Below are 23,407 nucleotides of genomic sequence, written 5' to 3'. Positions count from 1 at the left end.
TGCCGGGCCTGCCGGGTGGCCTCCGGGTGCAGTGCGTCGCCCGCCGCGAGCAGCTGCGGCAGCAGCTGCCGCTCGGTGGTCACGGCCCGGAACTGGAGGGCGACGGTGACCTCGTGCGCGGGCCGGTGCAGGATCTCGATGGTGTCCCCCGCCCGGATCTCGCCCGGCTCGACGACCCGCAGGTACGCGCCGGACCGCCCGTCCTGTGTGAACCGCCTGACCCAGCCCTTCTCGCCCAGGTGCCCCTGGAACGTCCGGCACGGGATCCGGCCCGAGGTCACCTCCAGGACCAGCTCGGACCCGACCCGCCAGCGCTCGCCGATCTTCGCGCCGGAGACGTCCACGCCCTCGGTCGTGAGGTTCTCGCCGAAGGAGCCGCTGGGCAGCGGCCGGCCCAGCGCGCGCTCCCAGTCGTCCAGGTCCTCGCGCGCGAACGCGTACACCGCCTGGTCGTCGCCGCCGTGATGCCGGGTGTCGCACACGGCGTCCCCGGCGAGGCCGCTCGCGCCGATCCCCTTCTGCCCGGGCGCCGCCACCCGCACGGGCCCGTCGACCGGCTGCTTGTCGATGCCGGTCAGTCCCTCGGGCTGGTCGGTGTACTCGACGGCCTTCGGGCGGCCCAGGTTGAGAGAGAGAAGCTTCATGGCGTCGACGCTACGGGACCCGCACCAAAGCCGCTACGCATTATTCGCGCCCGACCCCAAGGTCCGCTTATGATTGATCCATGATCGAGGCCCGTCATCTCCGTGTCCTGCGCGCCGTGGCCGCCACCGGCTCCTTCTCGGCGGCCGCCCGCGAGCTGGGCTGCACCCAGCCCGCCGTCAGCCAGCAGATGAAGGCCCTGGAGTCCTCGGCCGGCACCCCGCTGCTCATCCGCACCGGCCGCGAGATGCGGCTGACACAGGCGGGCGAGGCTCTGGTCCGGCACGCGGCGGGCATCCTCGCCGGGCTCACTGCCGCCGAGGAGGAGGTCGCCGCGATCGCGGGCCTGCGCGCGGGCCGGGTCCGTCTCGTCTCCTTCCCGAGCGGCAGCTCGACGCTGGTCCCGACGGCCCTCGCCGCCCTGCGCGCCGAGCACCCCGGCACCCGGGTCTCGCTGGTCGAGGCCGAGCCGCCGCGCTCGGTCGAGATGCTGCGCGAGGGCGACTGCGACGTCGCGCTCGCCTTCCGGTACGAGGGCGCGCACGCGGCGGAGGAGTGGGACGACCTGGTGGTCAGGCCGCTCCTCGCCGACCGGCTCGTGGGCCTGGTCCCCGAGGGGCACCCGCTCGCGGCGGCCGGCTCGGTGACGATCGACGCGTTCGCGGACGACCCGTGGATCGCGGGCTGCCCGCGGTGCCGCCGCCAGCTGGTCGAGGTGTGCCGGGGCGCCGGGTTCGCGCCCCGCATCGACTTCGCGACGGACGACTACCCGGCGGTGGTCGGCCTGGTGGGCGCCGGACTCGGGGTGGCGGTCCTGCCCGAACTGGCCATCGAGTCCGTTCGGCCCAAGGGTGCACGGACAGTGACGGTCGAGCCGGCGGTGCAGCGCGAGATCGTCGCGCTCACCCTGCCCGATCTGGCCCAGGTCCCGGCGGTGGCCGCGACCCTCGACCACCTCGCGAAGGCCGCCACCCGCTGACCCGGGCGTGGGCGCACCGGAGTGCGCCCTTGCCGTACCCGCGGCGCACCCGTGGTGCAGAAACGTTCCTTCAGTTGCGGGAAACGCCGCTGGAGAACCCGGCGGCGGCTGGGCCCCCGCTCGTCGCCGATGCCGCGACGAGCCGGTTGCGGGCCCGCCCCATCAGCTCTTCGCGCTCGTCCTCGGTGAGGCCGCCCCACACGCCGTACGGCTCGCGCACCTGTAGGGCGTGAGCAGCGCACTCCGCCCGTACCGGGCACCTCATGCAGACCTCTTTCGCCGAGTTCTCACGGGCGCTGCGCGCCGCTCCCCGCTCACCTTCCGGGTGGAAGAAGAGCGAGCTGTCGACCCCGCGGCAGGCCGCGAGGAGCTGCCAGTCCCACAGATCTGCGTTCGGTCCGGGAAGGCGGGAGAAATCTGCCATTGCTGTGTCCCCTTGTAGCCGTTGTGACGCGGATACGGTGCCCATGACCGTACATCTACTGTCTAAGGAGATGAAAATATGACTCATTGAGAATCTAGCTACAGACACCAGCAAAAGGGAAGAAAAGGCGCTAAATGGGGCATAGCTTGTGATGAAACCTTGAGGGTCTGTTGCGCCGTCTCGGCTGTGTCCGGCCCCTCACGTAGAGTGCCGAAGTAGGCCGTCCGACCCGTAACTCTTTCGAGTGACCATCGTTGAGGGTGCAGAGGCGGTTGAAAGAACAAGCGCTCGGGCATCTGTCCGAAACTGCTTGAGAGTGTCGACCGCACAGGTGAAGATTCGTACCAGCCTGGAGGCCCAAGGTGACGCGCATCAGCTGCGGAGGACGGTCATGACATCCGTCCTCGTCTGCGACGACTCCCCGCTTGCCCGAGAGGCGCTCCGCCGCGCGGTCGCGACCGTGCCCGGCGTCGAGCGCGTGACGACCGCGGCCAACGGCGAGGAAGTCCTCCGCCGCTGGGGCGCCGACCGCTCGGACCTGATTCTGATGGACGTACGCATGCCCGGTCTGGGCGGCGTCGAGACGGTCCGGCGGCTGCTGTCCGCCGACCCCGGTGCGCGCATCATCATGCTCACCGTGGCCGAGGACCTGGACGGGGTCGCGCTCGCGGTCGCCGCCGGGGCCCGCGGATATCTGCACAAGGACGCCTCGCGCGCCGAGCTGCGTGCCACGGTGACGCAGGCGCTGGCCGACCCGACGTGGCGGCTCGCCCCGCGTCGGCTGCGGTCCGCCGAGATGGGCGCCGCGCCGACGCTCACCGCGCGGGAGATCCAGGTGCTGGAGGGCATGAGCCACGGCCGGTCCAATGCCGAGATCGGGCGTGAGCTGTTCCTCTCCGAGGACACCGTGAAGACGCACGCGCGGCGGCTGTTCAAGAAGCTGGGTGCGTCCGACCGGGCGCACGCGGTGGCTCTGGGCTTCCGCTGGGGTCTGGTTCGGTAGAGCGTCATCGAGGTGCTGCGTTCCCGGTCGTCCGCGGGTCCGCGGTGGCTGGTCGCGCACACTCGGCGGAGCCGCGTGTCGAGACTGTCCCGCGCCCCTTCGGGGGCGCGGCTCTTCGTTTCTCGCGGGATGCCGCATCCTTGAGGTGTGGAGTTCCTCGGGGACGACGAGTCGGGCGAGCAGGGTCAGCGAGAGGGGAGGGCGCAGGAGATGAGTTCCGGCGCACCTGCTCATAACGCTTCGGTGCACAACCAAGGGCACGGTGCCACGGACCGCGCGGCGGCAAGGCACCATGGACCGATGCGCGACGACGAGACAGTGACCCCACAGGGGGTCATCGGTACGCTCGTCGGCCGCGCCGTGGACGGCGACGAGCAGGCGACGCACGATCTGCTCGCCCGCGTCCATCCCCTCGCGATCCGGTACTGCCGCACGCGGCTGTCCCGGCTCCCGGGCGACGCGCGGCACTTCGTGGAGGACCTCGCCCAGGAAGTCTGTGTCGCGGTGCTGCTCGCGCTGCCGCGCTACAAGGACACCGGGCGGCCCTTCGAGGCGTTCGTCTTCGCCATCGCCGCGCACAAGGTCGCCGACCTGCAGCGCGCCGCCATGCGCGGACCCGGTTCGACGGCCGTGCCGTCCGACGAGATGCCCGAGCGGCCCGACGACTCCCTCGGTCCCGAGGAGCGCGCCCTGCTCAGCAGTGACGCCGAGTGGGCCAAGAAGCTGCTCGCCAACCTTCCGGAGAACCAGCGGGAGCTGCTCCTGCTGCGGATCGCCGTGGGGCTCACGGCGGAGGAGACCGGGCAGATGTTGGGCATGTCACCCGGAGCCGTGCGCGTCGCCCAGCACCGGGCGCTGAGCCGTCTGCGGGCGCTCGCCGAGCAGTAGCACGCGGTCCCGTTCGCGTACGTGTGAACGTACAAATCAGCCTGATGATCTTGATCGTGGAATGAGACACGTCGTCGGGCCGTTAGCATGGACATCCGCACCGATCAAGGCCATTTGGGGAAGGTGTCATGACTGCAAACGTCGACGGAGTGCCCGAGAAATTCGCGACACTCGGGCTGACCTACGACGACGTGCTGCTGCTGCCCGGCGCGTCGGACATGGCGCCGGACCAGATCGACACCTCCTCGTACGTGTCGAAGAACGTGCGGGTGAACATCCCGCTGCTCTCCGCCGCGATGGACAAGGTCACCGAGTCCCGCATGGCCATCGCCATGGCGCGGCAGGGTGGCGTCGGCGTCCTGCACCGGAACCTGTCGATCGCCGACCAGGCGAACCAGGTCGACCTCGTGAAGCGCTCCGAGTCCGGCATGGTCACCGACCCGATCACGGTGCACCCCGACGCGACGCTCGCCGAGGCCGACGCGATCTGCGCCAAGTTCCGGATCTCCGGCGTCCCGGTGACCGACCCGGCGGGCAAGCTGCTCGGCATCGTCACCAACCGCGACATGGCCTTCGAGTCCGACCGCACCCGTCAGGTGCGCGAGGTCATGACGCCGATGCCGCTGGTCACGGGCAAGGTCGGCATCTCCGGCGTCGACGCCATGGAGCTGCTGCGCCGCCACAAGATCGAGAAGCTTCCGCTGGTCGACGACGCCGGTGTGCTCAAGGGGCTCATCACCGTCAAGGACTTCGTGAAGGCGGAGAAGTACCCGCACGCCGCGAAGGACGCCGGGGGCCGGCTGCTCGTCGGTGCCGCGGTCGGCGTGGCCGGTGACTCCTTCGAGCGGGCCCAGGCACTGATCGCCGCGGGCGTCGACTTCATCGTCGTCGACACCGCGCACGGCCACTCCCGGCTCGTCGGCGACATGGTCGCCAAGATCAAGTCCAACTCGAGCGGTGTCGACGTCATCGGCGGCAACATCGCCACGCGGGACGGCGCCAAGTCGCTCATCGACGCCGGTGTCGACGGCATCAAGGTCGGTGTCGGACCGGGCTCCATCTGCACCACCCGCGTCGTCGCCGGTATCGGTGTCCCGCAGGTCACGGCCATCTACGAGGCCTCCCTCGCCGCGAAGGAGGCCGGGGTCCCGGTCATCGGCGACGGTGGTCTGCAGTACTCCGGCGACATCGCCAAGGCGCTCGTCGCCGGTGCCGACACCGTGATGCTCGGCTCGCTGCTCGCGGGCTGCGAGGAGTCGCCGGGCGAGCTGCTGTTCATCAACGGCAAGCAGTTCAAGTCGTACCGGGGCATGGGCTCGCTCGGCGCCATGCAGACGCGTGGCGACCGCAAGTCCTTCTCCAAGGACCGGTACTTCCAGGAGGGCGTCGCCTCCGACGAGCAGCTGATCCCCGAGGGCATCGAGGGCCAGGTCCCCTACCGCGGTCCGCTCTCCTCGGTCGTGCACCAGCTCACCGGCGGTCTGCGCCAGTCGATGTTCTACGTCGGCGGCCAGACGGTTCCGGAGCTCCAGCAGAACGGCCGCTTCGTGCGCATCACGTCCGCGGGCCTCAAGGAGAGCCACCCGCACGACATCCAGATGACGGTCGAGGCGCCGAACTACAGCCGTAAGTAATCGCAGGTCGTATGGGCAGGGGGCGGTCCCGGGGTCACCGGGGCCGCCCCTCCCGTGTGTGTCGGGGATACTGGACACGCAGGCCCAAGAGGGACCCAATGGAAAGGCGCCCCACAACGTGACTGAGATCGAGATCGGGCGCGGCAAGCGCGGCCGCCGCGCGTACGCCTTCGACGACATCGCCGTCGTACCGAGCCGGCGCACCCGCGACCCGAAGGAGGTCTCGATCGCCTGGCAGATCGACGCCTACCGCTTCGAGCTGCCCTTCCTGGCCGCCCCCATGGACTCCGTCGTCTCGCCGGCGACCGCGATCCGCATCGGTGAGCTCGGTGGTCTCGGCGTGCTCAACCTCGAAGGTCTGTGGACCCGGTACGAGGACCCGCAGCCGCTGCTCGACGAGATCGCCGAGCTGACGCCCGAGGCCGCGACCCGCCGTCTGCAGGAGATCTACTCCGCGCCGATCCAGGCCGACCTGATCAAGCAGCGCATCAAGGAGGTGCGCGACTCCGGTGTCGTCACCGCCGCCGCGCTCTCGCCGCAGCGCACCGCCGAGTTCTCCAAGGCCGTGGTGGACGCGGGCGTCGACATCTTCGTGATCCGCGGGACGACCGTCTCCGCCGAGCACGTGTCGGGCGCCGCCGAGCCGCTCAACCTGAAGCAGTTCATCTACGAGCTCGACGTGCCGGTCATCGTCGGCGGCTGCGCCACGTACACCGCCGCGCTGCACCTCATGCGGACCGGTGCCGCGGGTGTTCTTGTCGGGTTCGGTGGCGGCGCCGCCCACACGACGCGGAACGTGCTCGGGATCCAGGTGCCGATGGCGACCGCCGTCGCCGACGTCGCCGCGGCCCGCCGCGACTACATGGACGAGTCCGGCGGCCGGTACGTGCACGTCATCGCCGACGGTGGCGTGGGCTGGTCCGGCGACCTGCCGAAGGCCATCGCCTGCGGTGCCGACGCCGTGATGATGGGGTCCCCGCTGGCCCGGGCCACGGACGCGCCCGGTCGCGGTCACCACTGGGGCATGGAGGCCGTCCACGAGGACGTGCCGCGCGGCAAGAAGGTCGACCTGGGCACGGTCGGGACGACCGAGGAGGTCCTGACCGGGCCCTCGCACACGCCCGACGGGTCGATGAACTTCTTCGGTTCGCTGAAGCGGGCCATGGCGACGACCGGGTACAGCGAGCTCAAGGAGTTCCAGCGGGTGGAGGTCACTGTGGCCGACTCGCATCACCGTCGCTGACGCGTCGTGTCGTAGCCGGACATGGGTTGGGCCCCGCCGTTTGGCGGGGCCCAAGCCGTTTGTGCGCCTGTTCGTCTGCGGGCCGGTGGGAACTGCCCCGAAGCCTCTTAGAGGGAGGCCTTCTTCGAGCTGCCGAAGGCGGCGGCCGCGCCGACCAGGAGGAAGAGGTAGGTCAGGAAGTCCGCCTCCTCCTTCCACGCCTTGCTGATGAGGTCGAAGTGGTCGGTGAGCGCCTCGATGAACGAGATGTTGCCGAACTCGCCGAGCGCCATCGCGTAGCCGGTGAGCTGGCCCAGGTACACCGCGCCCAGCGCGAGCACCGCGCAGACGAACGGCAGCGCCTGGCTGCGGCCGCCTATCTTGCCCGCGGCGAAGCCGATGATGAGGCCGACGCCGACGGCCGCGTAGCCGATCTCCGCCTCGACGGCCTTCATGATGGCGCCGTAGATCCAGGCCGTGACGAGGGCCAGGACGACCGCCGCGACGATGCCGAGGGCGACGTTGCCGCTGCGGCCCGCCGGGGGCGGGGGCGGGAAGCCGCCGCCCATCGGGCCGCCCTGCTGCTGCGGGAACGGGGTGTACTGCTGCTGGGGCGGCTGCTGCGGGTAGCCGTAGCCCGGCTGGGGCTGCGGGCCCTTCTGGGCGTACGGATTTCCGTCCTGTGGCTGCGGCGGCTGGGTCATGCGGTCCCCCTGGGGTGTGAATGCTGGCACGGATGTGCGCAGAAGGGCCGCAGAGTAGCAGTCAGAGCCGGTGAGCCGCTCCTGCCGGAGTCGCTCCTCTGGTGTCCAGGAGGAGTTGGGCCTTCACCGCGAGGCCCTGGAGGTCGTACGTGCGGTGGTGCTGGAGCAGGATCGTCAGGTCCGCGTCGGCCGCCGCCTCGTAGAGGGAGTCGGCGCGCGGGACCGGGCGGGACAGGACGTTCCAGGACGGGATGTGCGGGTCGTGGTAGCTGACGGCCGCGCCGAGCTGCATGAGGCGGGTCGCGATCTCCTCGGCGGGGGTGGCCTGTTGGTCGGCGAGGTCCGGCTTGTAGGTGACGCCGAGGAGCAGGACGCGGGCGCCGCGGGCCGACTTGCCGTGTTCGTTGAGGAGGGTGGCCGCGCGCTGGACGACGTACTGCGGCATGTGGTTGTTGACCTGGCGGGCCAGTTCGACCATGCGCAGCGGGCGCGTGGGCAGGTGCGGGGACGTCAGGTCCTGGGGGAGGGCGTGGCCGCCGACCCCGGGGCCCGGGCGGAACGCCTGGAAGCCGAAGGGCTTGGTCTCGGCGCAGCGGATCACGTCCCACAGGTCGACGCCCAGGTCGTGGCAGAGGACGGCCATCTCGTTGACCAGGGCGATGTTGACGTGGCGGTAGTTGGTCTCCAGAAGGTGGACCGTCTCCGCCTCGCGGGGGCCGCGGGCGCGGACGACCTTGTCGGTCAGGCGGCTGTAGAAGGTGGCCGCGGACTCGGTGCAGGCCGGGGTGAGGCCGCCGATGACCTTGGGGGTCGCCGCGTAGGGGTGGGTGCGGTTGCCGGGGTCGATCCGGCCCGGGGCGTGGGCCAGGTGGAAGTCGCGGCCGGCGCGCAGGCCCGAGCCCTCTTCGAGGAGAGGGAGGAGCGCCGTCTCCGTGGTGCCCGGCGGGACCGGCGACTCGATGATCACGGTGGTGTGCGGGCGCAGGTGGGCGGCCAGGGTGCGGGTCGCCTCGATCACCGGGGTGAGGGACGGGGTGCCGTCCGCCCCGGGTGGTGTGGGTGCGCAGACGACCGCGGTGCGGACGCGGGCGAGTTCGGCCGGGTTCGCGGTGGGGCGGAAGCCGGTGGCCAGCATGCGGCGGACGTCGGCGGCGGTGATGGCCGCGCCGTCCGCGTCGCCGGGCAGCCGGCCCGCCGCGAGGTCCTGGGCACGGGCGGTGTCGTGGCCGACCGTCGCGATCCTGGCGGCGACGGCGGCCTGGGCGAGGGGCAGGCCGAGGTGGCCGAGGCCGATGACGGCGAGGTCTGCGGGCATGGCGGTTGCCGTCCTTCCCGGGAGGCGGACCGGCCTTTAGCCGGAGCGGGACGAGGGTGCAAGCCCGGTGGACAGGACGGGCGAGCGCACTGTCAGACTAGGAGTAAATATGACCGATATGCGGCATTGTCGGGTCGCGGGATTCGGAGTGTTGCCAGGGCCTGTCCGGCGGGTCGGGTCGCGCTCGGGTGGCCGTGGTCGGTCGGTGCTGGCGTGCCAGGCCCCGCGCCCGCGGCGTGACCCGTCGGACAGGCCCTGGGGGACACCCCTACGCTTCGGCGTGGCTGGAATCGGGCAGGAGGGTCAGAATCGGGAACATGCCGCATTGCGCGGCGGCGTGCGCCCTGGAACCCCACGACACCGGGAGGCAGCAGTGAAGTCAGCGACACTGGGACCCGAGCAGCGTGCGGAGGCGCTGGCCGCGATGGCCGAGCGCGAGCTGGACATCCTGGTCGTGGGCGCGGGCGTGGTCGGCGCGGGCACGGCCCTCGACGCGGTCACCCGGGGCCTGTCCACCGGGATCGTCGAGGCGCGGGACTGGGCGTCCGGCACGTCGAGCCGGTCCAGCAAGCTGATCCACGGGGGCCTGCGGTACCTGGAGATGCTGGACTTCGCGCTCGTACGGGAGGCGCTGAAGGAGCGGGGGCTGCTGCTCGAACGGCTCGCGCCGCACCTCGTGAAGCCCGTCCCCTTCCTGTATCCGCTGCAGCACAAGGGCTGGGAGCGGCTGTACGCCGGGTCCGGTGTCGCCCTCTACGACGCGATGTCGATGGCGCGCGGCCACGGGCGCGGACTGCCCGTGCACCGGCACCTGACCCGCAAGCACGCGCTGCGGGTGGCGCCCTGCCTGAAGAAGGACGCGCTGGTCGGGGCCCTGCAGTACTACGACGCGCAGATGGACGACGCCCGCTACGTGGCGACCCTGGTGCGGACCGCCGCCATGTACGGGGCCAAGGCCGCCAACCGGGCCCGCGTCACCGGATTCCTGCGCGAGGGCGAGCGGGTCGTCGGGGCCCGGGTGGAGGACGTCGAGGGCGGCGGCGAGTACGAGATCCGGGCCAAGCAGGTCGTGAACGCGACCGGCGTGTGGACCGACGACACCCAGGCCATGGTGGGCGAGCGGGGGCAGTTCCACGTACGGGCCTCCAAGGGCATTCACCTCGTCGTGCCGAAGGACCGGATCAACTCCACGACCGGGCTGATCCTGCGCACCGAGAAGAGCGTGCTGTTCGTGATCCCGTGGGGCCGGCACTGGATCGTGGGCACCACCGACACCAGCTGGGACCTGGACAAGGCGCATCCCGCCGCCTCCAGCGCGGACATCGACTACCTGCTGGAGCACGTGAACTCCGTGCTCGGCGTCCCTCTTTCCCGTGATGACGTGCAGGGCGTCTACGCGGGCCTGCGGCCGCTGCTCGCGGGCGAGTCCGACGCCACCAGCAAGCTCTCCCGCGAGCACACCGTGGCACATCCGGTGCCGGGGCTCGTCGTCGTGGCCGGCGGCAAGTACACGACGTACCGGGTCATGGCCAAGGACGCCGTCGACGAGGCCGTGCACGGGCTCGACCAGCGGGTCGCCGAGTGCGTCACCGAGGACGTGCCGCTGGTCGGCGCCGAGGGGTACCGGGCGCTGTGGAACGCGCGGGCGCGGATCGCCGCGCGGACCGGGCTGCACGTCGTACGGGTCGAGCACCTGCTGAACCGGTACGGGGCGCTGGCCGAGGAGGTCCTGGAGCTGGTCGCGGGCGACCCCGGGCTCGGGGCGCCGCTGGGCGGGGCGGAGGACTACCTGCGGGCCGAGGTCGTGTACGCCGCCTCGCACGAAGGGGCCCGGCACCTCGACGACGTACTGACCCGGCGGACCCGGATCTCCATCGAGACCTTCGACCGGGGCACGCGGTCCGCCCGGGAGGCGGCCGAGCTGATGGCGCCCGTGCTGGGCTGGGACAAGGACCAGGTCGAGCGCGAGGTCGAGCACTACGAGAAGCGGGTGGAGGCCGAGCGGGAGTCCCAGCTGCAGCCGGACGACCTCACGGCCGACGCGGCGCGGCTGGGCGCACCCGACATCGTGCCGCTCTGACACCGCCGGCCGGCTCCGCCCGTCAGGCGCAGAACTCGGCCGTCAGCAGGCGATGTTCCACGCTCGGGCCCTTGGCCAGCAGCTGCCGCGTCACCCGGTACGTCATCACCCGGGAGCCGTCCCGGGTCGCTGCCGTGCGGACGTAGGTGTGGGCGATGCGGCCGTTGTGGCCCCAGACCGTGATGCCGCAGGGGAGCTTCTCGGGGAACACGCCCATGCCGTAGTGGCCCTGCGCGGTGCGGGTGTTGAGCATCGCGGACAGGGCGGCCGGCGGGAGCAGGCGGCCCCTCAGGAGGGCCCGGTAGAAGCGGTTCAGGTCGGGGAGCGTGGAGATCACCTCGCCGGCCGCGCCCGCCGCGCGCGGGTCCAGGCGGATCGCGTCGGGGCCGTGCGGGCGCGGGACGGCGGTGCGCGTGCCGGGGAAGCTGGTGCCGGTGAGGTGCAGCGGGGCGATGATGCGGCGGCGGACCTCGGTGGCGTACGAGTGGCCCGTGACCTGACGGATGATCATGCCGAGGAGCACGTAGTTGGTGTTGGAGTAGGCCCAGGCGCCGCCGGGTGTGGTGCGGGCGTGGGCCAGGGCGAGGGCCGCCACCGCCGCCGGGGTGAGCGGCGTCGTGCCGTGGTTCGTGGCCGTGAAGTCGTAGAGGCCGCTGGTGTGGGTGAGCAGGGAGCGCAGGGTGAGGTCGCGGAGGGGAGCGAGGGCGGGGAGGTAGCGGGTGACCGGGGCGGAGACGTCCAGGCGCCGCTCGGCCGCGAGTTGGAGGACCACCGTCGCGACGAACGTCTTCGTGATGCTGCCCGCGCGCACGTGATCGGCGGGCGTGAGGGCGGCATTCGTGGTGGTGAAGCGGGTGTCCGCGCCCTCGGTGGTGAGCAGCGCGGCCGCCGGGGCCTTGCCCTGGGTGACCAGCAGCGGAAGAGTGGCCTCCGCAAGGGTTCCCGGGTGCGGTGCGCTGCCCGGATTCAGGCACAGAAGAGCCGCAGTCACGGGTATGGCCAGGAGTGTCCGGAGTGCGGGCATGGCGGTCCCTTCAGAGGCGCGGTCCATCATGCGGGACGTTCCTGAGAAGGGTGTCCCGAGGGGCGACCCGGGGCGTCGGGCGGTCCTCGCGTGAGGGACAATGAAGGCTCTGTCAGGGCGGGTTGCAGAGGGGACGCATGTCGGAGGCGGAGCGGGCGGGCGAGGCTCGTCAGGACAACAGCGTGCGTCAGGACTCTTCGGTCGAGGACGCCCGGGACGAGCGGGAGTCCGCCGGTCAGGACCCGGAGGGACGGCTGCTCGCCGGGCGCTACCGCCTCGGCGGCGTGCTCGGCCGGGGCGGTATGGGCACCGTGTGGCGCGCCAAGGACGAGACGCTGGGGCGCACCGTCGCGGTCAAGGAACTGCGCTTCCCGTCGAGCATCGACGACGAGGAGAAGCGCCGCCTCATCACGCGTACGTTGCGCGAGGCGAAGGCGATCGCCCGGATCCGCAACAACGGCGCCGTCACCGTCTTCGACGTCGTGGACGAGGACGACCGCCCGTGGATCGTCATGGAGCTCGTCGAGGGCAAGTCCCTCGCCGAGGCCATCCGTGAGGACGGTCTCCTTGAGGCCAAGCGCGCCGCCGAGGTCGGGCTCGCCGTCCTCGACGTGCTGCGCTCCGCGCACCGCGAAGGCATCCTGCACCGCGACGTGAAGCCGTCGAACGTGCTGATCTCCGAGGACGGCCGGGTCGTGCTCACCGACTTCGGCATCGCGCAGGTCGAGGGCGACCCGTCCATCACGTCCACCGGCATGCTCGTCGGCGCGCCGTCGTACATCTCGCCCGAGCGGGCCCGCGGCCACAAGCCGGGACCCGCCGCCGACCTGTGGTCGCTCGGCGGGCTCCTGTACGCGTCCGTGGAGGGCGTCCCCCCGTACGACAAGGGGTCGGCGATCGCCACGCTGACCGCCGTGATGACCGAGCCGGTCGACCCGCCCAAGAACGCCGGGCCGCTGGAGCCGGTGATCTACGGGCTGCTCGCCAAGGACCCCGCGCAGCGGCTCGACGACGCGGGTGCCCGCGCACTGCTCAACGAGGTCATCCACGCCCCGGAGCCGAAGGCGGCCCCCGAGCCGGAGCCGGTCGAGGCCACCAAGGTCGTGCCGCTGCCGCCCGCCCCGCCGACCACGTCCCTGCTCAAGAAGCGCACGCCGAAGGCCGGTTCCGCCGCGGCCGCCGGAGTCGCCGGGGTCGCCGCCAAGGGCGAGGAGGCCGCGGAGAAGCTGCGCGGCGCGCTCAAGTCCGTGCGCAAGGCGGCCGCCGCCGCGACCGCCTCCCGCGAGAAGGACACCGCCGCCGGGAGCCCGGCGGCCGGGCGCATCCCGGCGCAGCCCGGCGGGCCGCCGCCGCGCACGCCGTCGTCGGGCAGGACGGCGGGCAAGGCGTCGATCACGGACGTCGTGCCGCGCCGCACCCTGGTGATCGCCGCCGTCGTGGCCCTGCTCGTCGTCATCGGCACCGTCCTCGCCCTCACGCTGAACGGCGGCGACGACACCGGCGGCAAGGGCGGCGACAAGGCCGCGTCCGCCGGTACCACCGCGGGCGGCGACGGCCAGGGCAAGAACAAGGAGCAGGGCAAGGGCCAGGAGAAGGGCTCCGGTTCGGGCAAGGGCTCCGGCGAGGACGAGAACGAGCCGGACGAGAACGAGCCCGACGAGGACGAGGGCGGCTCGGCCGCCCCCGGCCAGGGCGCCTCGCCCAGCAGTGACGGCAAGACGCCCGGCGCGAGCGCGGCCGAGAAGACGTACAAGCACTCCCAGGGCTTCCGGATCGGGCTGCCCAAGGGCTGGAAGTACGCCTCCACGAGCGCGGCCGGCGCCCGCTTCACCGGCCCGAACGGACAGAAGCTGCTGGTCGGCTGGACCGGCACGCCCAAGTCCGACCCGGTCGCCGACTGGCACAGCCAGGAGCAGTACATGCGCCGCGCCCAGTACGACCGCGTGCGGATAGCGTCGGTGGACTACCGCGGCTGGAACACGGCCGACTGGGAGTTCACCTACGTCGACGGGGGCACCAAGTACCACTCGATAGACCGCGGGTTCGTGGTGAACGGCTCGCTGGGATACGGGCTGATGTACACCGCGAAGGACGCCGCGTGGGACGGGGCGCAGCGCAAGTCGACCTGGAAGACCTTCACGGAGACGTTCAAGCCCAAGTCCTGAAGTCCTCCGAAGTCCTCAACCCGAGAGCCGTTCGGCACGTATCGTGAGTGCTTGCGGACCGTACGCAGCCGTATCAGGAAGCGTAACGGGCCGCATCGCGAACGGAATTGACCACCGAGCGCACGGATGGACACGGGGAGGACGTCGTGGACGAGTATGCGGGGCGGGTGCTCGCCGACCGTTACCGCCTGCCGTTGCCGGCCTCCGACCAGTACGGGACCCCGGAGTTCTCCGAGGCCCGGGCCTTCGACACGTACAGCGGGCAGGAAGTCCTGGTCCGTCAGGTGCCGTTGCCCGAGGTCGTCGAGGCCGAGGTGCTCGACGCGGACGGGCTGCCGGCGGGGTTCAGGCCCGGCGCGCCGCCGGTCAGGGCGTCCGCCGAACCCGCCGTGGCCCGCGCCATCGAAGCGGCGCAGGCCGCCGCGCAGATACCCGACCACCCCCGGCTCGACCAGGTCTTCGACGTGTTCGCCGAGGGCGGGTCGCTGTGGATCGTGAGCGAGGTCGTGGCCGCGCGGACCCTCGACTCGCTGCTCGCCGAGGGACCCATCAGCCCCTACCGGGCCGCGGAGCTCGCCTCCGACGTGCTGACGGCGCTGCGGGCGCTGCACGCGCACGGGTGGGTGCACCGGAACATCACCGTGCGCACGGTGCTCGTCTGCGACGACGGCCGGGTGGTGCTCACCGGTCTGGCCGCCGGGGCCGCCGAGGAAGCGCTGTGCGGGTTCGATCCCCGGCCGCAACCCGCGCCCGTGGAGCCGGAGTTCGGGGGTGCGGCGCCGGAGGTCGCGCCCGCGCCCGCGTCGCCGCCGGCACCGGCGCCGTCCGTGCCCGCGCCCGCCGTGGCGCCGGATCCCGGGGACTTCCGGGCCGCCCGGGCCGGGGCCATCGCCGCGTACCGGGCCGGGGCCCGGGCCGCGAGTGCGGTGTCCCGGGACCGGGGTCCGGATGCGGAGCGGGAGAGCTGGCACGGGGCCTCGCCCCGGCCCGGGCGGGAGATCGAGCCCCAGGCCGAGGCCGAGGCCGTTGTGCAGCCCACTCGTTGGGACGAGCTCATATCCGGGGGAGACGACGCGGGGCCCCGCCCCGGACCCCGCTCCTCGAGCGCCGGAGGGGCTGGAATTGCCGGGGCCGTCATGGCCGAGCGGGCGCGCCAGGTCAGGATGACCGTCGTCGGGCCCGTCACCGAGCGCTGGGCGCCCGAGCAGGCCTACCCGGTGCAGGAGAGCTGGCAGTTGGCCGCCCCGGTCGGGCCGGCCACCGATCTGTGGGCCCTCGGAGCCCTGCTCTTCCGCGCCGTGCAGGGGCACGCCCCGTACCCGGAGGAGTCCACGCCCGAGCTGGTGCAGATGGTGTGCGCCGAGCCGCCCGCGTTCGCCGAGGAGTGCGGGCCGCTGCGGCCCGTCGTCGAGTCGCTGCTGCGCCAGGACCCCACCGAGCGTCTCGACTTCGAGGAACTGCGCGGCTGGCTGCGGTCGTTGGTGCGGTCCGCGCCGGAGCCGGAGGCCGGGGCGAACGTCGTGCCCGCGCCCGCCTTCGACGCCGCCCGGCTGCCCATCGTCCGCCGGCGCGGCGAGCTCGTCCGCAGGCGCCGCGGCAAGGCACGTCCCGCCGCGGGACACGCCCGGCACAAGCACAAGAGAGTGCGTACCGAGCGGGTGCGTGCGGAGCGGATGCCGCAGGAGCGGGCACCGCGGCAGCGGGCGCCGAGAGAGCGGGCGCCGCGGCAGCGCACGCCCGGGTCGCTCGGCCGGTGGCTGCTCGTGCTCGTCCTGGTCGGACTGGTGAGCGCGGTGGCGTACGTGGTGGTGTTCATGCCGAAGGCCGAACCCAGCACGGGCGGCACGAAGGAGAACGCCAACGCGGTGGGCGGTGCCCCCAGGGCGCCGGAGAGCGACGAGCCCGACGGGAAGCCCTCCGCCCGGCCGTCCAGCAAGTCACCCGGTGGCAAGAGCAGTTCGAAGCCGTCCAGCACGCAGCCCCAGTCCGACGTCGCCGCCGGGTTCACGCTGCGCAAGGACGCCGAGGGCTTCGAGGTCGCCGTGGCCAAGGGATGGCAGCGGCAGGACAAGAACGGCCGGGGCCAGGTCGTGTACGCGCACGGCGACTTCGAGCTGCTCGTCGTCCCCGGCCGGGACTCCACGGCCACGTACGGCAAGGACCCGATGGCCTACCAGCGCGAGCACGAGCGGGAGCTGCAGCCGTTCCGCGACTCGACCTGGGCCACCTCCAGCGGCATGAAGTCGATCGACGTCGGCGGGCGGACCATGGCCGAGGGCCAGTTCACCTGGCAGGGGTCCGACGGCCGGGAGATCTTCGTGCGCAATCTCGCCATGGTCGTCGGCGGCAAGTACCACGTGGTGCAGGTCCGGGGCCCGGAGGCGGAGCGCGACGAGGTGTCGCGGCTGTTCGACCAGGCGTCGTCGACGTACCAGTACCAGGGCTGAACCCGGCCCCGCCCGGGGCGACAAGCGTCACAGTGCGGTTTCCATGGCACCCCGCCTGTTCCTTGCGTGGCCCCCGCTCCCTAGTGTGACCCTGTCAAGACCTTTGCGGGGGAACGTGAATCAGATGCAGGGCCAACTCCTCGCCGGCCGCTACCGGCTCGGCGAATCGATCGGGCGCGGTGGCATGGGCCGCGTGTGGCGTGCGCACGACGAGGTCCTGCACCGCTCGGTCGCCGTCAAGGAGTTGACCGCCGCCCAGTGGGTGGCCGAGGCCGACCGCGCCGTGCTCCTCGCCCGTACGCAGACGGAGGCGCGGGCCGCAGCCCGCATCAACCACCCCGCCGTCGTGACCGTGCACGACGTCCTCGAACACGACGACCGGCCATGGATCGTCATGGAGCTGGTCGAGGGGCCCTCGCTCGCCGACGCCGTCAAGGAGCACGGCCGGATCGTGCCCACCGAGGCCGCCCGGATCGGCCTGTGGACGCTGCGCGCGCTGCGCGCCGCGCACGCCGCCGGGGTGCTGCACCGCGACGTGAAGCCGGGCAACGTGCTGCTCGCGCGCAACGGGCAGGTCAAGCTGACCGACTTCGGGATCGCGCAGGTCGAGGGCGACTCGACCATCACGCGGACCGGCGAGATCGTCGGCTCCGTGGACTATCTGGCGCCCGAGCGGGTCAGCGGCTCCGAGCCGGGTCCCGCCTCCGACCTGTGGGCGCTGGGCGCGACCCTGTACACCGCCGTCGAGGGGCGCTCCCCGTTCCGCCGGACGTCCCCGCTGAGCACCATGCAGGCCGTCGTCACCGAGGAGCCCGAGGCCCCCGAGCACGCCGGAGTGATGGGCCCGGTCATCAGCGCCCTGCTGAGCAAGGACCCGGCCGCCCGGCCCAGCGCCGACGAGGCCGAGGTGATGCTCGCCGAGGCCGCCGAGGGGCGCCGGGCGAACGCGGCGCAGGCGTACGTGCCGACGCAGGTCCACGTGCCCGCGCCGCCCGAGTCCGCCACCGCCGTGTCCCCGCCGTCCGTCCTCCAGGCGGCCACGGCGCCGGTGACCGCGCGGCGGCGCCGCTGGCCGCGGGTGCTCGCCCTCGCCGTCGCGGCGGTGCTCGTCGCGGGCGGCGGAGCGTTCGGCGCGATGTACTACCTCGACCACCGCGACACCGGCGGCGACTCGTCGGCGCGGCAGAACGTCGGCGGGGACGACGGCGGCTCGCCGAGCGCGACACCGAAGTCCGGGGCGATCCCCGACGACTGGGTGCGGGTCGACGACGTCGAGGGGTTCAGCCTGATGTTGCCGCCCGGCTGGGAGCGCCAGCAGGACGGCACGCAGATCGACTACACACCCGACGGCGGCCAGCGCTTCGTCCGGATCGCCATCGACCGGCAGTCCGACTGGCAGGACTCCTACCAGCACCAGCTCGACCTGGAGAAGGCGGTGCTCAAGCTGCCGGACTACCAGCGGGTGCGGCTCCAGACCAACATGTTCCGGGACCGGCCCGGTTCGCTGTGGGAGTTCACCTGGACGGCCGGGGCGAAGGACACGACGAGCGGGCCGCGGCACGCCATCGAGGAGACGTACCGGGCGGAGGACGGCACCGAGTACGCGATCTACCTGTCCGTTCCGGAGAGCCAGTGGCCGGGCGCGCGCCAGCAGTTCGACGCGATCCTCAAGGGGTGGCGGCCGCCCGGGTCCTGATGCCGTACGGCCCCTGACCGGAAGCGGACAGTCCCCGCGTACAGGCGTGCGGCATGATGGGGCGCATGGGGACCGAGGGGGGCAACGTCCGGGTGATCGCCGGGCGTTATCGGCTGGAGGCCAGAATCGGCCGGGGCGGCATGGGGATCGTCTGGCGGGCCTCCGACACTCTGCTCGGCCGGCAGGTCGCCGTCAAGGAGCTCGGCGTCGACGAGACCCTCTCCGAGGACGAGGCGCGCCAGCAGCGGGAGCGGATGCTGCGCGAGGCGCGGGCCGTGGCGCAGCTGCGGCATCCGAACGTGATAGTCGTCCACGACGTCGTGCTGCACGACGGACACCCGTACATCGTCATGGAGTTGATCGACGGCGGTTCGCTCGCCGACCGCATCGCGCGGGACGGTCCCGTCGACGCCCTGGAGGCCGCGCAGATCGGGCTCGCGCTGCTCGGGGCGCTGCGCGTCGCCCACGCCGCCGGGGTGCTGCACCGCGATCTCAAGCCGGCGAACGTGCTGCTGGAGTCCGGGACCGGGCGGGTCGTGCTCACCGACTTCGGGATCGCCCAGGTCGAGGGGGCCACCACGCTCACGGAGACCGGCGGCTTCGTCGGGTCGCCGGAGTACACCGCGCCGGAGCGGATGGCGGGGGAGCGGGCCGGGCCCGGCGCCGACCTGTGGTCGCTCGGGGCGCTGCTCGTCGCCGCGATGACCGGTGAATCGCCGTTCCGGCGCGACTCGTTGGGCGGCATCCTGCACGCCGTCGTGTACGAGGACATACAGCCGCCGCAGCAGACCGCGCCGCTGCTGCCGGTGGTCCGCGGGCTGCTGGAGCGGGAGCCCGCCCGGCGGATGTCCCTCGACGAGGCCGAGCGGCTGCTGCGCGCGTACGTCGCCACGGGCGCCACCCCGCAGCCCGCCGTGCGGTTCGTGCCGTACACGCCGACCCAGCGGAACGTCCCGGTGGCGCCGCGGGGCCGCAGGATTCCGCCGCGGGTGCTGCTCGTGGCGGCGGCGCTCGTCGCGGCGGTCGCCGGGGCGGGTATCGCGGTCGCCGCGCTGCTCGCCGGTCGGGACGACGGCTCGCCGCCCGCGCCGACCGGTTCGCCGTCGCGCACGGCCAGTTCGCCGGCCACCCCGCGGCCCACGCCGACGGTGACCGTCACCCGGCAGGAGACGCGCACCGAGACGCCGAGCCCGACCGCGCCCGCCGGGTACCGGACCGTCACGGACCGCGAAGGGTTCGAGCTCGCCGTGCCGGACGGCTTCACCCGCACCGTCGAGGGGTCCCGGATCTTCTACGTGTCGCCCGGCAAGACCTACCGGATCGGCGTCAAGGTCGAGCGGGCGCAGAGCGGCGGGCCCGGCGCGGTGCAGCGCAGAGCGCACGCCGACGGGCCGCGGAACAACCCGGGTTACCGGGACGGCCGGGTCACCGACACCTCGCACGACGGGCGGGCGGCGGCGCTGTGGGAGTTCACCTGGGACGGGTTCAGCACGGCCGAGGGCGCCCGGCACACCGTCGATCTGTGCTGGCAGCGGGGCGGCAGGCTGTATGACGTGTGGGTGTCGGCGCCGGTCGGCAGGGCGGGCGAGGCCAGGGCGTACTTCGACGTCGCCGTCGACACGTTCGTGCCTTCTGCGGGGGAATGACGGATGACGGCGGTGCGGGGGCGGGACGGGGACGCATCAGCGCGGTCACAAGTCCGTGACCCGAGTGGAACCAGGGGTGTCCCGCACGGTACTCATGGAGGTATGAGTAACAACGGGGGAGCCGGATACGGCCCGAACGAACCGACGAGCTTCGGTCTGCAGCCGCCGCAGCCGCAGCAGCCGTATGCGGGAAACCCGTACGCCCAGCCCACCCCGCCCACGCAGGCCGCCCCGCAGCCCGCGCAGGGCGTGCCGCCGCAGTTGTCTTCGCCATCTCCTGCGCCTGCGCCTTCGCCTTCGCAGGACGAGCCGGGCACGGGCCGGCTCGTCGCCGGGCGCTACCGGTTGCTGAGCAAGCTCGGGCACGGCGGCATGGGCACGGTGTGGCGGGCCAAGGACGAGACGGTGGACCGCGAGGTCGCGGTGAAGGAGCCGCGGCTCCCCGACCACCTGCCGGAGCGCGAGCGGGCGAACGCCTTCGAGCGGATGCGGCGCGAGGCGCGTGCGGCGGCCCGGCTCGACCACCCGGCCGTGGTGAACGTGCACGACGTCGCCGTCGAGGACGGCCAGCCGTGGATCGTCATGGAGTTCGTGCAGGGCCGTTCCCTCGGCGGCGCACTCCAGGAGGGCACGATCGGCGTGCGGGACGCCGCCCGGATCGGTCTGGAGGTGCTCGGCGCGCTGGAGGCCGCGCACGCCGCCGGCATCCTGCACCGCGACGTGAAGCCGGACAACGTGCTGCTCGGCCGGCACGACCGGGTGATCCTCACCGACTTCGGCATCGCCCAGATCGAGGGCGAGACCAATCTGACGGACACCGGCGGCTTCGTCGGCTCGCCCGAATTCATCGCGCCCGAGCGGGTGTTGGGGCAGCGCCCCGGACCGGCCTCGGACCTGTGGTCGCTCGGTGTCGTGCTGTACGCGGCGACCGAGGGCGTCTCGCCGTTCCGCCGCAGCAACACGCCCGCCACGCTCCAGTCCGTCCTGAACGCGACGCCGGCCGCGCCCGCCTCCGCGCAGGGCCCCCTCGCCGACGCCATCAACGGGCTGCTGCAGAAGGACCCGGCCCGCCGCCCGAACGCGGCGCAGGTGCGCGCCCTGCTGGAGCGCGCCGCCGAGCCGCCGGCCCCACAGCCCACGCAGGTCGTGCGGATCGGCCCGGCGCAGGGCGGTCTCCGGCTGGGCCGCAAGGCGCTCATCGGGATCGGGGCGGGGGTCGTCGCGGTGGCGGTCGCCGCGTACCTCGTGCTCGCGGACCCGTTCGCGGGGCCGCTGCCGGACGGCTGGAAGCAGCACGCCGAGAAGAACCTCGGGATCACGGTGGCGGTGCCGCAGGACTACCAGGTCAGCAGGCCCACCGACACCGACACCGACAAGAACTGGGTGAAGTACACCGACTGGAGCGGCAGCGTGTGGGTGGGTGTGAACCTGTCCCGCAAGAAGGACGACACGCTGAACCAGATCAAGGGCTCCGCGCGCGCCCAGATGTACGACGACGACACCAAGTTCAAGAACGACGGCTCGATCGATCTCGACATGCCGGACGGCGCGAAGACCAGGCCGGACGACGACGCCAAGTACCAGGACCAGGACGCCGCGCAGAACACCGTCTCGTACGACACGGACGACAGCGACAACCCGCGGCCGCGCGAGATCCGGTTCTTCTACTACAAGAACAAGGACGGCGACATGTACCGCGTCACCATCAGTTACCCGGGCAAGGGTGACTTCACCGAGCGCGGGCGCGAGGTCGCCGACGACGTCATCGCCAACCTGGACATCGCCGAGAACCTCTGAGGTGGACGGCAACGGGGGAACAGGAGCGGGCCGTCTCGTGGGCGGCCGGTACCGGCTCGTCGAGCGGATCGGGTCCGGCGGCATGGGCACCGTGTGGCGTGCCGACGACGAACTCGTCGGCCGGGAGGTCGCGGTCAAGGAACCGCGGCTGCCCGGCGACCCGCACGGCGAGGCGCAGCAGCGCGCCTATGCCAGGCTGCAGCGCGAGGCCAGGGCCGCGGCCCGCGTCGAGCACCCGTCGGCCGTGGCGATCCACGACGTCGTGGTGGAGGACCGGCTGCCGTGGATCGTCATGGAGCTGGTGCGCGGCGAGTCGCTGCACGAGGCACTGAAGCGCGGGCCGCTGCCGCCGCCGGAGGCGGCCCGGATCGGGCTCGCGGTGCTCGGCGCGCTGCGCGCCGCGCACGCGAAGGGCATCGTGCACCGCGATGTGAAACCGGCGAACGTGCTGCTCGGCCCGCACGGCCGGGTCGTGCTCACCGACTTCGGCATCGCACACATCCAGGGCGAGGAGTCGCTCACGGTGAGCGGCGAGTTCGTCGGCTCCCTGGAGTGCATCGCGCCGGAGCGGATGTCGGGGGACGGCGCCGGGCCGTCGAGCGATCTGTGGTCGCTGGGCGTGCTGCTGTACGCGGCGGTGGAGGGCTGGTCCCCGTTCCGCCGTACGACGCTGGAGTCGACGCTCGCGGCGATCCTCTCCGTCGATCCGCCGCCGGCCGAACGGGCCGGTGCGCTGGGCCCGTTGGTGGGCCGGCTGCTGGTGAAGGATCCGGCGGGGCGGCCCGGTCCGGCGGCGGTCGAGGCGGGGCTCGCGGCGGCGGCCGAGGGGCGTCCGCTGCCGGAGCCGTTCGGTCAGGTCGCGGCCCAGGACCCGGCGGCGCTGCGGGAACTGGGCGACGACGTGGGCACGGTGCGGCTCGCCGCACCCGAGCGCGAGGCCCTCGTCGGGAAGGCCGCGGCCACCGGCCGGAAGGCCACGCCCGACACCACACCGGACACCACGCCGGACCCCTCGCCCGAGGCCGCACCGGACACCCGGGCGGCCGGGCCCGGCGGCAAGGGGCGCGGGCGCCGCTCCACCGTCACCCTGGTCGTCGCCGCGCTGGTCGGTGCCGTCCTGGTCGGCGGCGGCGTCTGGCTCGGCACGTCGCTCGGCACCGGGGGCGGCGACGGCGCGACGTGGTCGGAGGGCTCGGGCGGGGAGCTGCAGGAGGCGTCGCTGATGCCCGAGGAGCCGGAGAACTCCAGCACGCCCGGGAAGGAGAAGGGCTGGACCGTCCGCAAGGAGTCCGCCGTCCGGGCGGTGGTCGCGGTCCCGGACGAGCTCACGGACGTCTACCACGACCCGTCCGACGACGGCGTCCAGTACTCCGATCCCAAGAGCGACGTGACGCTGAGCCTGAAGCGCTGGGCGGCCGTCGACGGCGGCTCGTCGGCGGTCGCGTGGGCCACCAGTGCCGGCGACTCCTATGCGGACAAGGGCTGCAGCGACATCCGCAAGAACGTCACGCGCACCAGCTTCCACGGCAAGGACGCCGCCCAGCTCGACATCACCTATCTGGACGCGGACGGCAGCAGCCGCATGCGCGAGATGCGGCTGTACGTCGTCGACGGGAAGAGCCGCTACGACCTCGGTGTGATCATGCCGAAGGGCGTGGCGCGGTACGAGAAGCAGGGCACCGACACCTTCAAGGGCGCCCGCGACCGGCTCGAACTCGAAAAGAGTTGACCGGCCCGACCG

Annotated in this window: 17 protein-coding genes; 12 read left to right on the top strand and 5 right to left on the bottom strand. The window is 72.6% G+C overall.

The window, feature by feature from the left end; all coding sequences use genetic code 11:
* A partial coding sequence (locus tag M4J07_RS25655) for an MOSC domain-containing protein (protein WP_255975372.1) occupies positions 1–644 on the bottom strand: 644 nt, incomplete at its 3' end.
* Positions 645–724: 80 nt separating this feature from the next.
* Here M4J07_RS25655 and M4J07_RS25650 point away from each other — a divergent pair.
* A complete protein-coding gene (locus M4J07_RS25650) occupies positions 725–1,621 on the top strand; it encodes a LysR family transcriptional regulator (protein WP_255975371.1) in 897 nt (298 codons plus the stop codon).
* Positions 1,622–1,691: 70 nt separating this feature from the next.
* Here M4J07_RS25650 and M4J07_RS25645 read toward each other — a convergent pair whose 3' ends face one another.
* Complete coding sequence (locus M4J07_RS25645; protein ID WP_255975370.1) at positions 1,692–2,045, bottom strand: WhiB family transcriptional regulator; 354 nt, start codon at positions 2,043–2,045, stop codon at positions 1,692–1,694.
* A 391-nt stretch (positions 2,046–2,436) separates the two neighbouring features.
* Here M4J07_RS25645 and M4J07_RS25640 point away from each other — a divergent pair, with 391 nt between their 5' ends.
* From M4J07_RS25640 to M4J07_RS25625, 4 genes are all read left to right on the top strand, one after another.
* Complete coding sequence (locus M4J07_RS25640; protein ID WP_003948568.1) at positions 2,437–3,048, top strand: response regulator transcription factor; 612 nt, start codon at positions 2,437–2,439, stop codon at positions 3,046–3,048.
* Between the two features lie 300 nt (positions 3,049–3,348).
* Positions 3,349–3,936, top strand: a complete 588-nt coding sequence (locus tag M4J07_RS25635) for a sigma-70 family RNA polymerase sigma factor (RefSeq protein ID WP_305128166.1) — start codon at positions 3,349–3,351, stop codon at positions 3,934–3,936.
* Positions 3,937–4,064: 128 nt separating this feature from the next.
* Positions 4,065–5,570, top strand: coding sequence for an IMP dehydrogenase (guaB, locus tag M4J07_RS25630; protein ID WP_255975369.1), 1,506 nt, complete (start codon positions 4,065–4,067; stop codon positions 5,568–5,570).
* 118 nt (positions 5,571–5,688) lie between these two features.
* Positions 5,689–6,813, top strand: coding sequence for a GuaB3 family IMP dehydrogenase-related protein (locus M4J07_RS25625; RefSeq protein WP_255975368.1), 1,125 nt, complete (start codon positions 5,689–5,691; stop codon positions 6,811–6,813).
* A 107-nt stretch (positions 6,814–6,920) separates the two neighbouring features.
* On the opposite strand, the gene M4J07_RS25620 is transcribed toward M4J07_RS25625, so the two are convergent.
* Positions 6,921–7,496, bottom strand: coding sequence for a hypothetical protein (locus tag M4J07_RS25620; protein ID WP_255975367.1), 576 nt, complete (start codon positions 7,494–7,496; stop codon positions 6,921–6,923).
* Between the two features lie 61 nt (positions 7,497–7,557).
* The gene (locus tag M4J07_RS25615; RefSeq protein ID WP_255975366.1) at positions 7,558–8,811 is read right to left on the bottom strand and encodes a nucleotide sugar dehydrogenase; all 1,254 of its coding nucleotides are present in this window, start codon (positions 8,809–8,811) and stop codon (positions 7,558–7,560) included.
* A gap of 373 nt (positions 8,812–9,184) precedes the next feature.
* Between M4J07_RS25615 and M4J07_RS25610 the strand changes: the two genes are divergently transcribed.
* Positions 9,185–10,891 carry a glycerol-3-phosphate dehydrogenase/oxidase gene (locus M4J07_RS25610; RefSeq protein WP_255975365.1) on the top strand — a complete coding sequence of 569 codons (1,707 nt, stop codon included), beginning with the start codon at positions 9,185–9,187 and terminating at the stop codon, positions 10,889–10,891.
* 22 nt (positions 10,892–10,913) lie between these two features.
* On the opposite strand, the gene M4J07_RS25605 is transcribed toward M4J07_RS25610, so the two are convergent.
* The gene (locus M4J07_RS25605; protein ID WP_255975364.1) at positions 10,914–11,915 is read right to left on the bottom strand and encodes a serine hydrolase domain-containing protein; all 1,002 of its coding nucleotides are present in this window, start codon (positions 11,913–11,915) and stop codon (positions 10,914–10,916) included.
* Between the two features lie 137 nt (positions 11,916–12,052).
* On the opposite strand from M4J07_RS25605, the gene M4J07_RS25600 reads away from it, so the two are divergent.
* The 6 genes from M4J07_RS25600 to M4J07_RS25575 all read left to right on the top strand — a co-directional run bounded on the left by M4J07_RS25600 (position 12,053) and on the right by M4J07_RS25575 (position 23,395).
* Positions 12,053–14,080 carry a serine/threonine-protein kinase gene (locus M4J07_RS25600; RefSeq protein ID WP_255975363.1) on the top strand — a complete coding sequence of 676 codons (2,028 nt, stop codon included), beginning with the start codon at positions 12,053–12,055 and terminating at the stop codon, positions 14,078–14,080.
* Between the two features lie 146 nt (positions 14,081–14,226).
* On the top strand, positions 14,227–16,527 hold the full coding sequence (locus M4J07_RS25595; RefSeq protein WP_255975362.1) for a protein kinase: 2,301 nt from the start codon (positions 14,227–14,229) through the stop codon (positions 16,525–16,527).
* A gap of 124 nt (positions 16,528–16,651) precedes the next feature.
* Entirely contained in the window at positions 16,652–18,223 is a 1,572-nt protein-coding gene (locus M4J07_RS25590) for a serine/threonine-protein kinase (protein ID WP_255975361.1), read from the top strand.
* Between the two features lie 65 nt (positions 18,224–18,288).
* Positions 18,289–19,869, top strand: coding sequence for a serine/threonine-protein kinase (locus M4J07_RS25585; protein WP_255975360.1), 1,581 nt, complete (start codon positions 18,289–18,291; stop codon positions 19,867–19,869).
* Between the two features lie 102 nt (positions 19,870–19,971).
* Entirely contained in the window at positions 19,972–21,666 is a 1,695-nt protein-coding gene (locus M4J07_RS25580) for a serine/threonine-protein kinase (protein WP_255975359.1), read from the top strand.
* Between the two features lie 37 nt (positions 21,667–21,703).
* A complete protein-coding gene (locus M4J07_RS25575; protein ID WP_255975358.1) occupies positions 21,704–23,395 on the top strand; it encodes a serine/threonine-protein kinase in 1,692 nt (563 codons plus the stop codon).
* The last annotated feature ends 12 nt before the right edge of the window (positions 23,396–23,407 follow it).

This window comes from Streptomyces longispororuber (genome assembly GCF_024448165.1).
In the GTDB taxonomy this organism is placed as follows: domain Bacteria; phylum Actinomycetota; class Actinomycetes; order Streptomycetales; family Streptomycetaceae; genus Streptomyces; species Streptomyces longispororuber_A.
Note: the sequence above shows the minus strand (reverse complement) of the source record. Positions and strands in the feature narration are given on the sequence as shown.

What these genes read in the sequence shown, in the direction of transcription:
- M4J07_RS25650 (WP_255975371.1), top strand. Translation starts at nt 725, where the DNA reads ATGATCGAGGCCCGTCATCTCCGTGTCCTGCGCGCCGTGGCCGCCACC.
- M4J07_RS25645 (WP_255975370.1), bottom strand. Translation starts at nt 2,045, where the DNA reads ATGGCAGATTTCTCCCGCCTTCCCGGACCGAACGCAGATCTGTGGGAC.
- M4J07_RS25640 (WP_003948568.1), top strand. Translation starts at nt 2,437, where the DNA reads ATGACATCCGTCCTCGTCTGCGACGACTCCCCGCTTGCCCGAGAGGCG.
- M4J07_RS25635 (WP_305128166.1), top strand. Translation starts at nt 3,349, where the DNA reads ATGCGCGACGACGAGACAGTGACCCCACAGGGGGTCATCGGTACGCTC.
- guaB (WP_255975369.1), top strand. Translation starts at nt 4,065, where the DNA reads ATGACTGCAAACGTCGACGGAGTGCCCGAGAAATTCGCGACACTCGGG.
- M4J07_RS25620 (WP_255975367.1), bottom strand. Translation starts at nt 7,496, where the DNA reads ATGACCCAGCCGCCGCAGCCACAGGACGGAAATCCGTACGCCCAGAAG.
- M4J07_RS25615 (WP_255975366.1), bottom strand. Translation starts at nt 8,811, where the DNA reads ATGCCCGCAGACCTCGCCGTCATCGGCCTCGGCCACCTCGGCCTGCCC.
- M4J07_RS25605 (WP_255975364.1), bottom strand. Translation starts at nt 11,915, where the DNA reads ATGCCCGCACTCCGGACACTCCTGGCCATACCCGTGACTGCGGCTCTT.
- M4J07_RS25600 (WP_255975363.1), top strand. Translation starts at nt 12,053, where the DNA reads ATGTCGGAGGCGGAGCGGGCGGGCGAGGCTCGTCAGGACAACAGCGTG.
- M4J07_RS25590 (WP_255975361.1), top strand. Translation starts at nt 16,652, where the DNA reads ATGCAGGGCCAACTCCTCGCCGGCCGCTACCGGCTCGGCGAATCGATC.
- M4J07_RS25585 (WP_255975360.1), top strand. Translation starts at nt 18,289, where the DNA reads ATGGGGACCGAGGGGGGCAACGTCCGGGTGATCGCCGGGCGTTATCGG.
- M4J07_RS25580 (WP_255975359.1), top strand. Translation starts at nt 19,972, where the DNA reads ATGAGTAACAACGGGGGAGCCGGATACGGCCCGAACGAACCGACGAGC.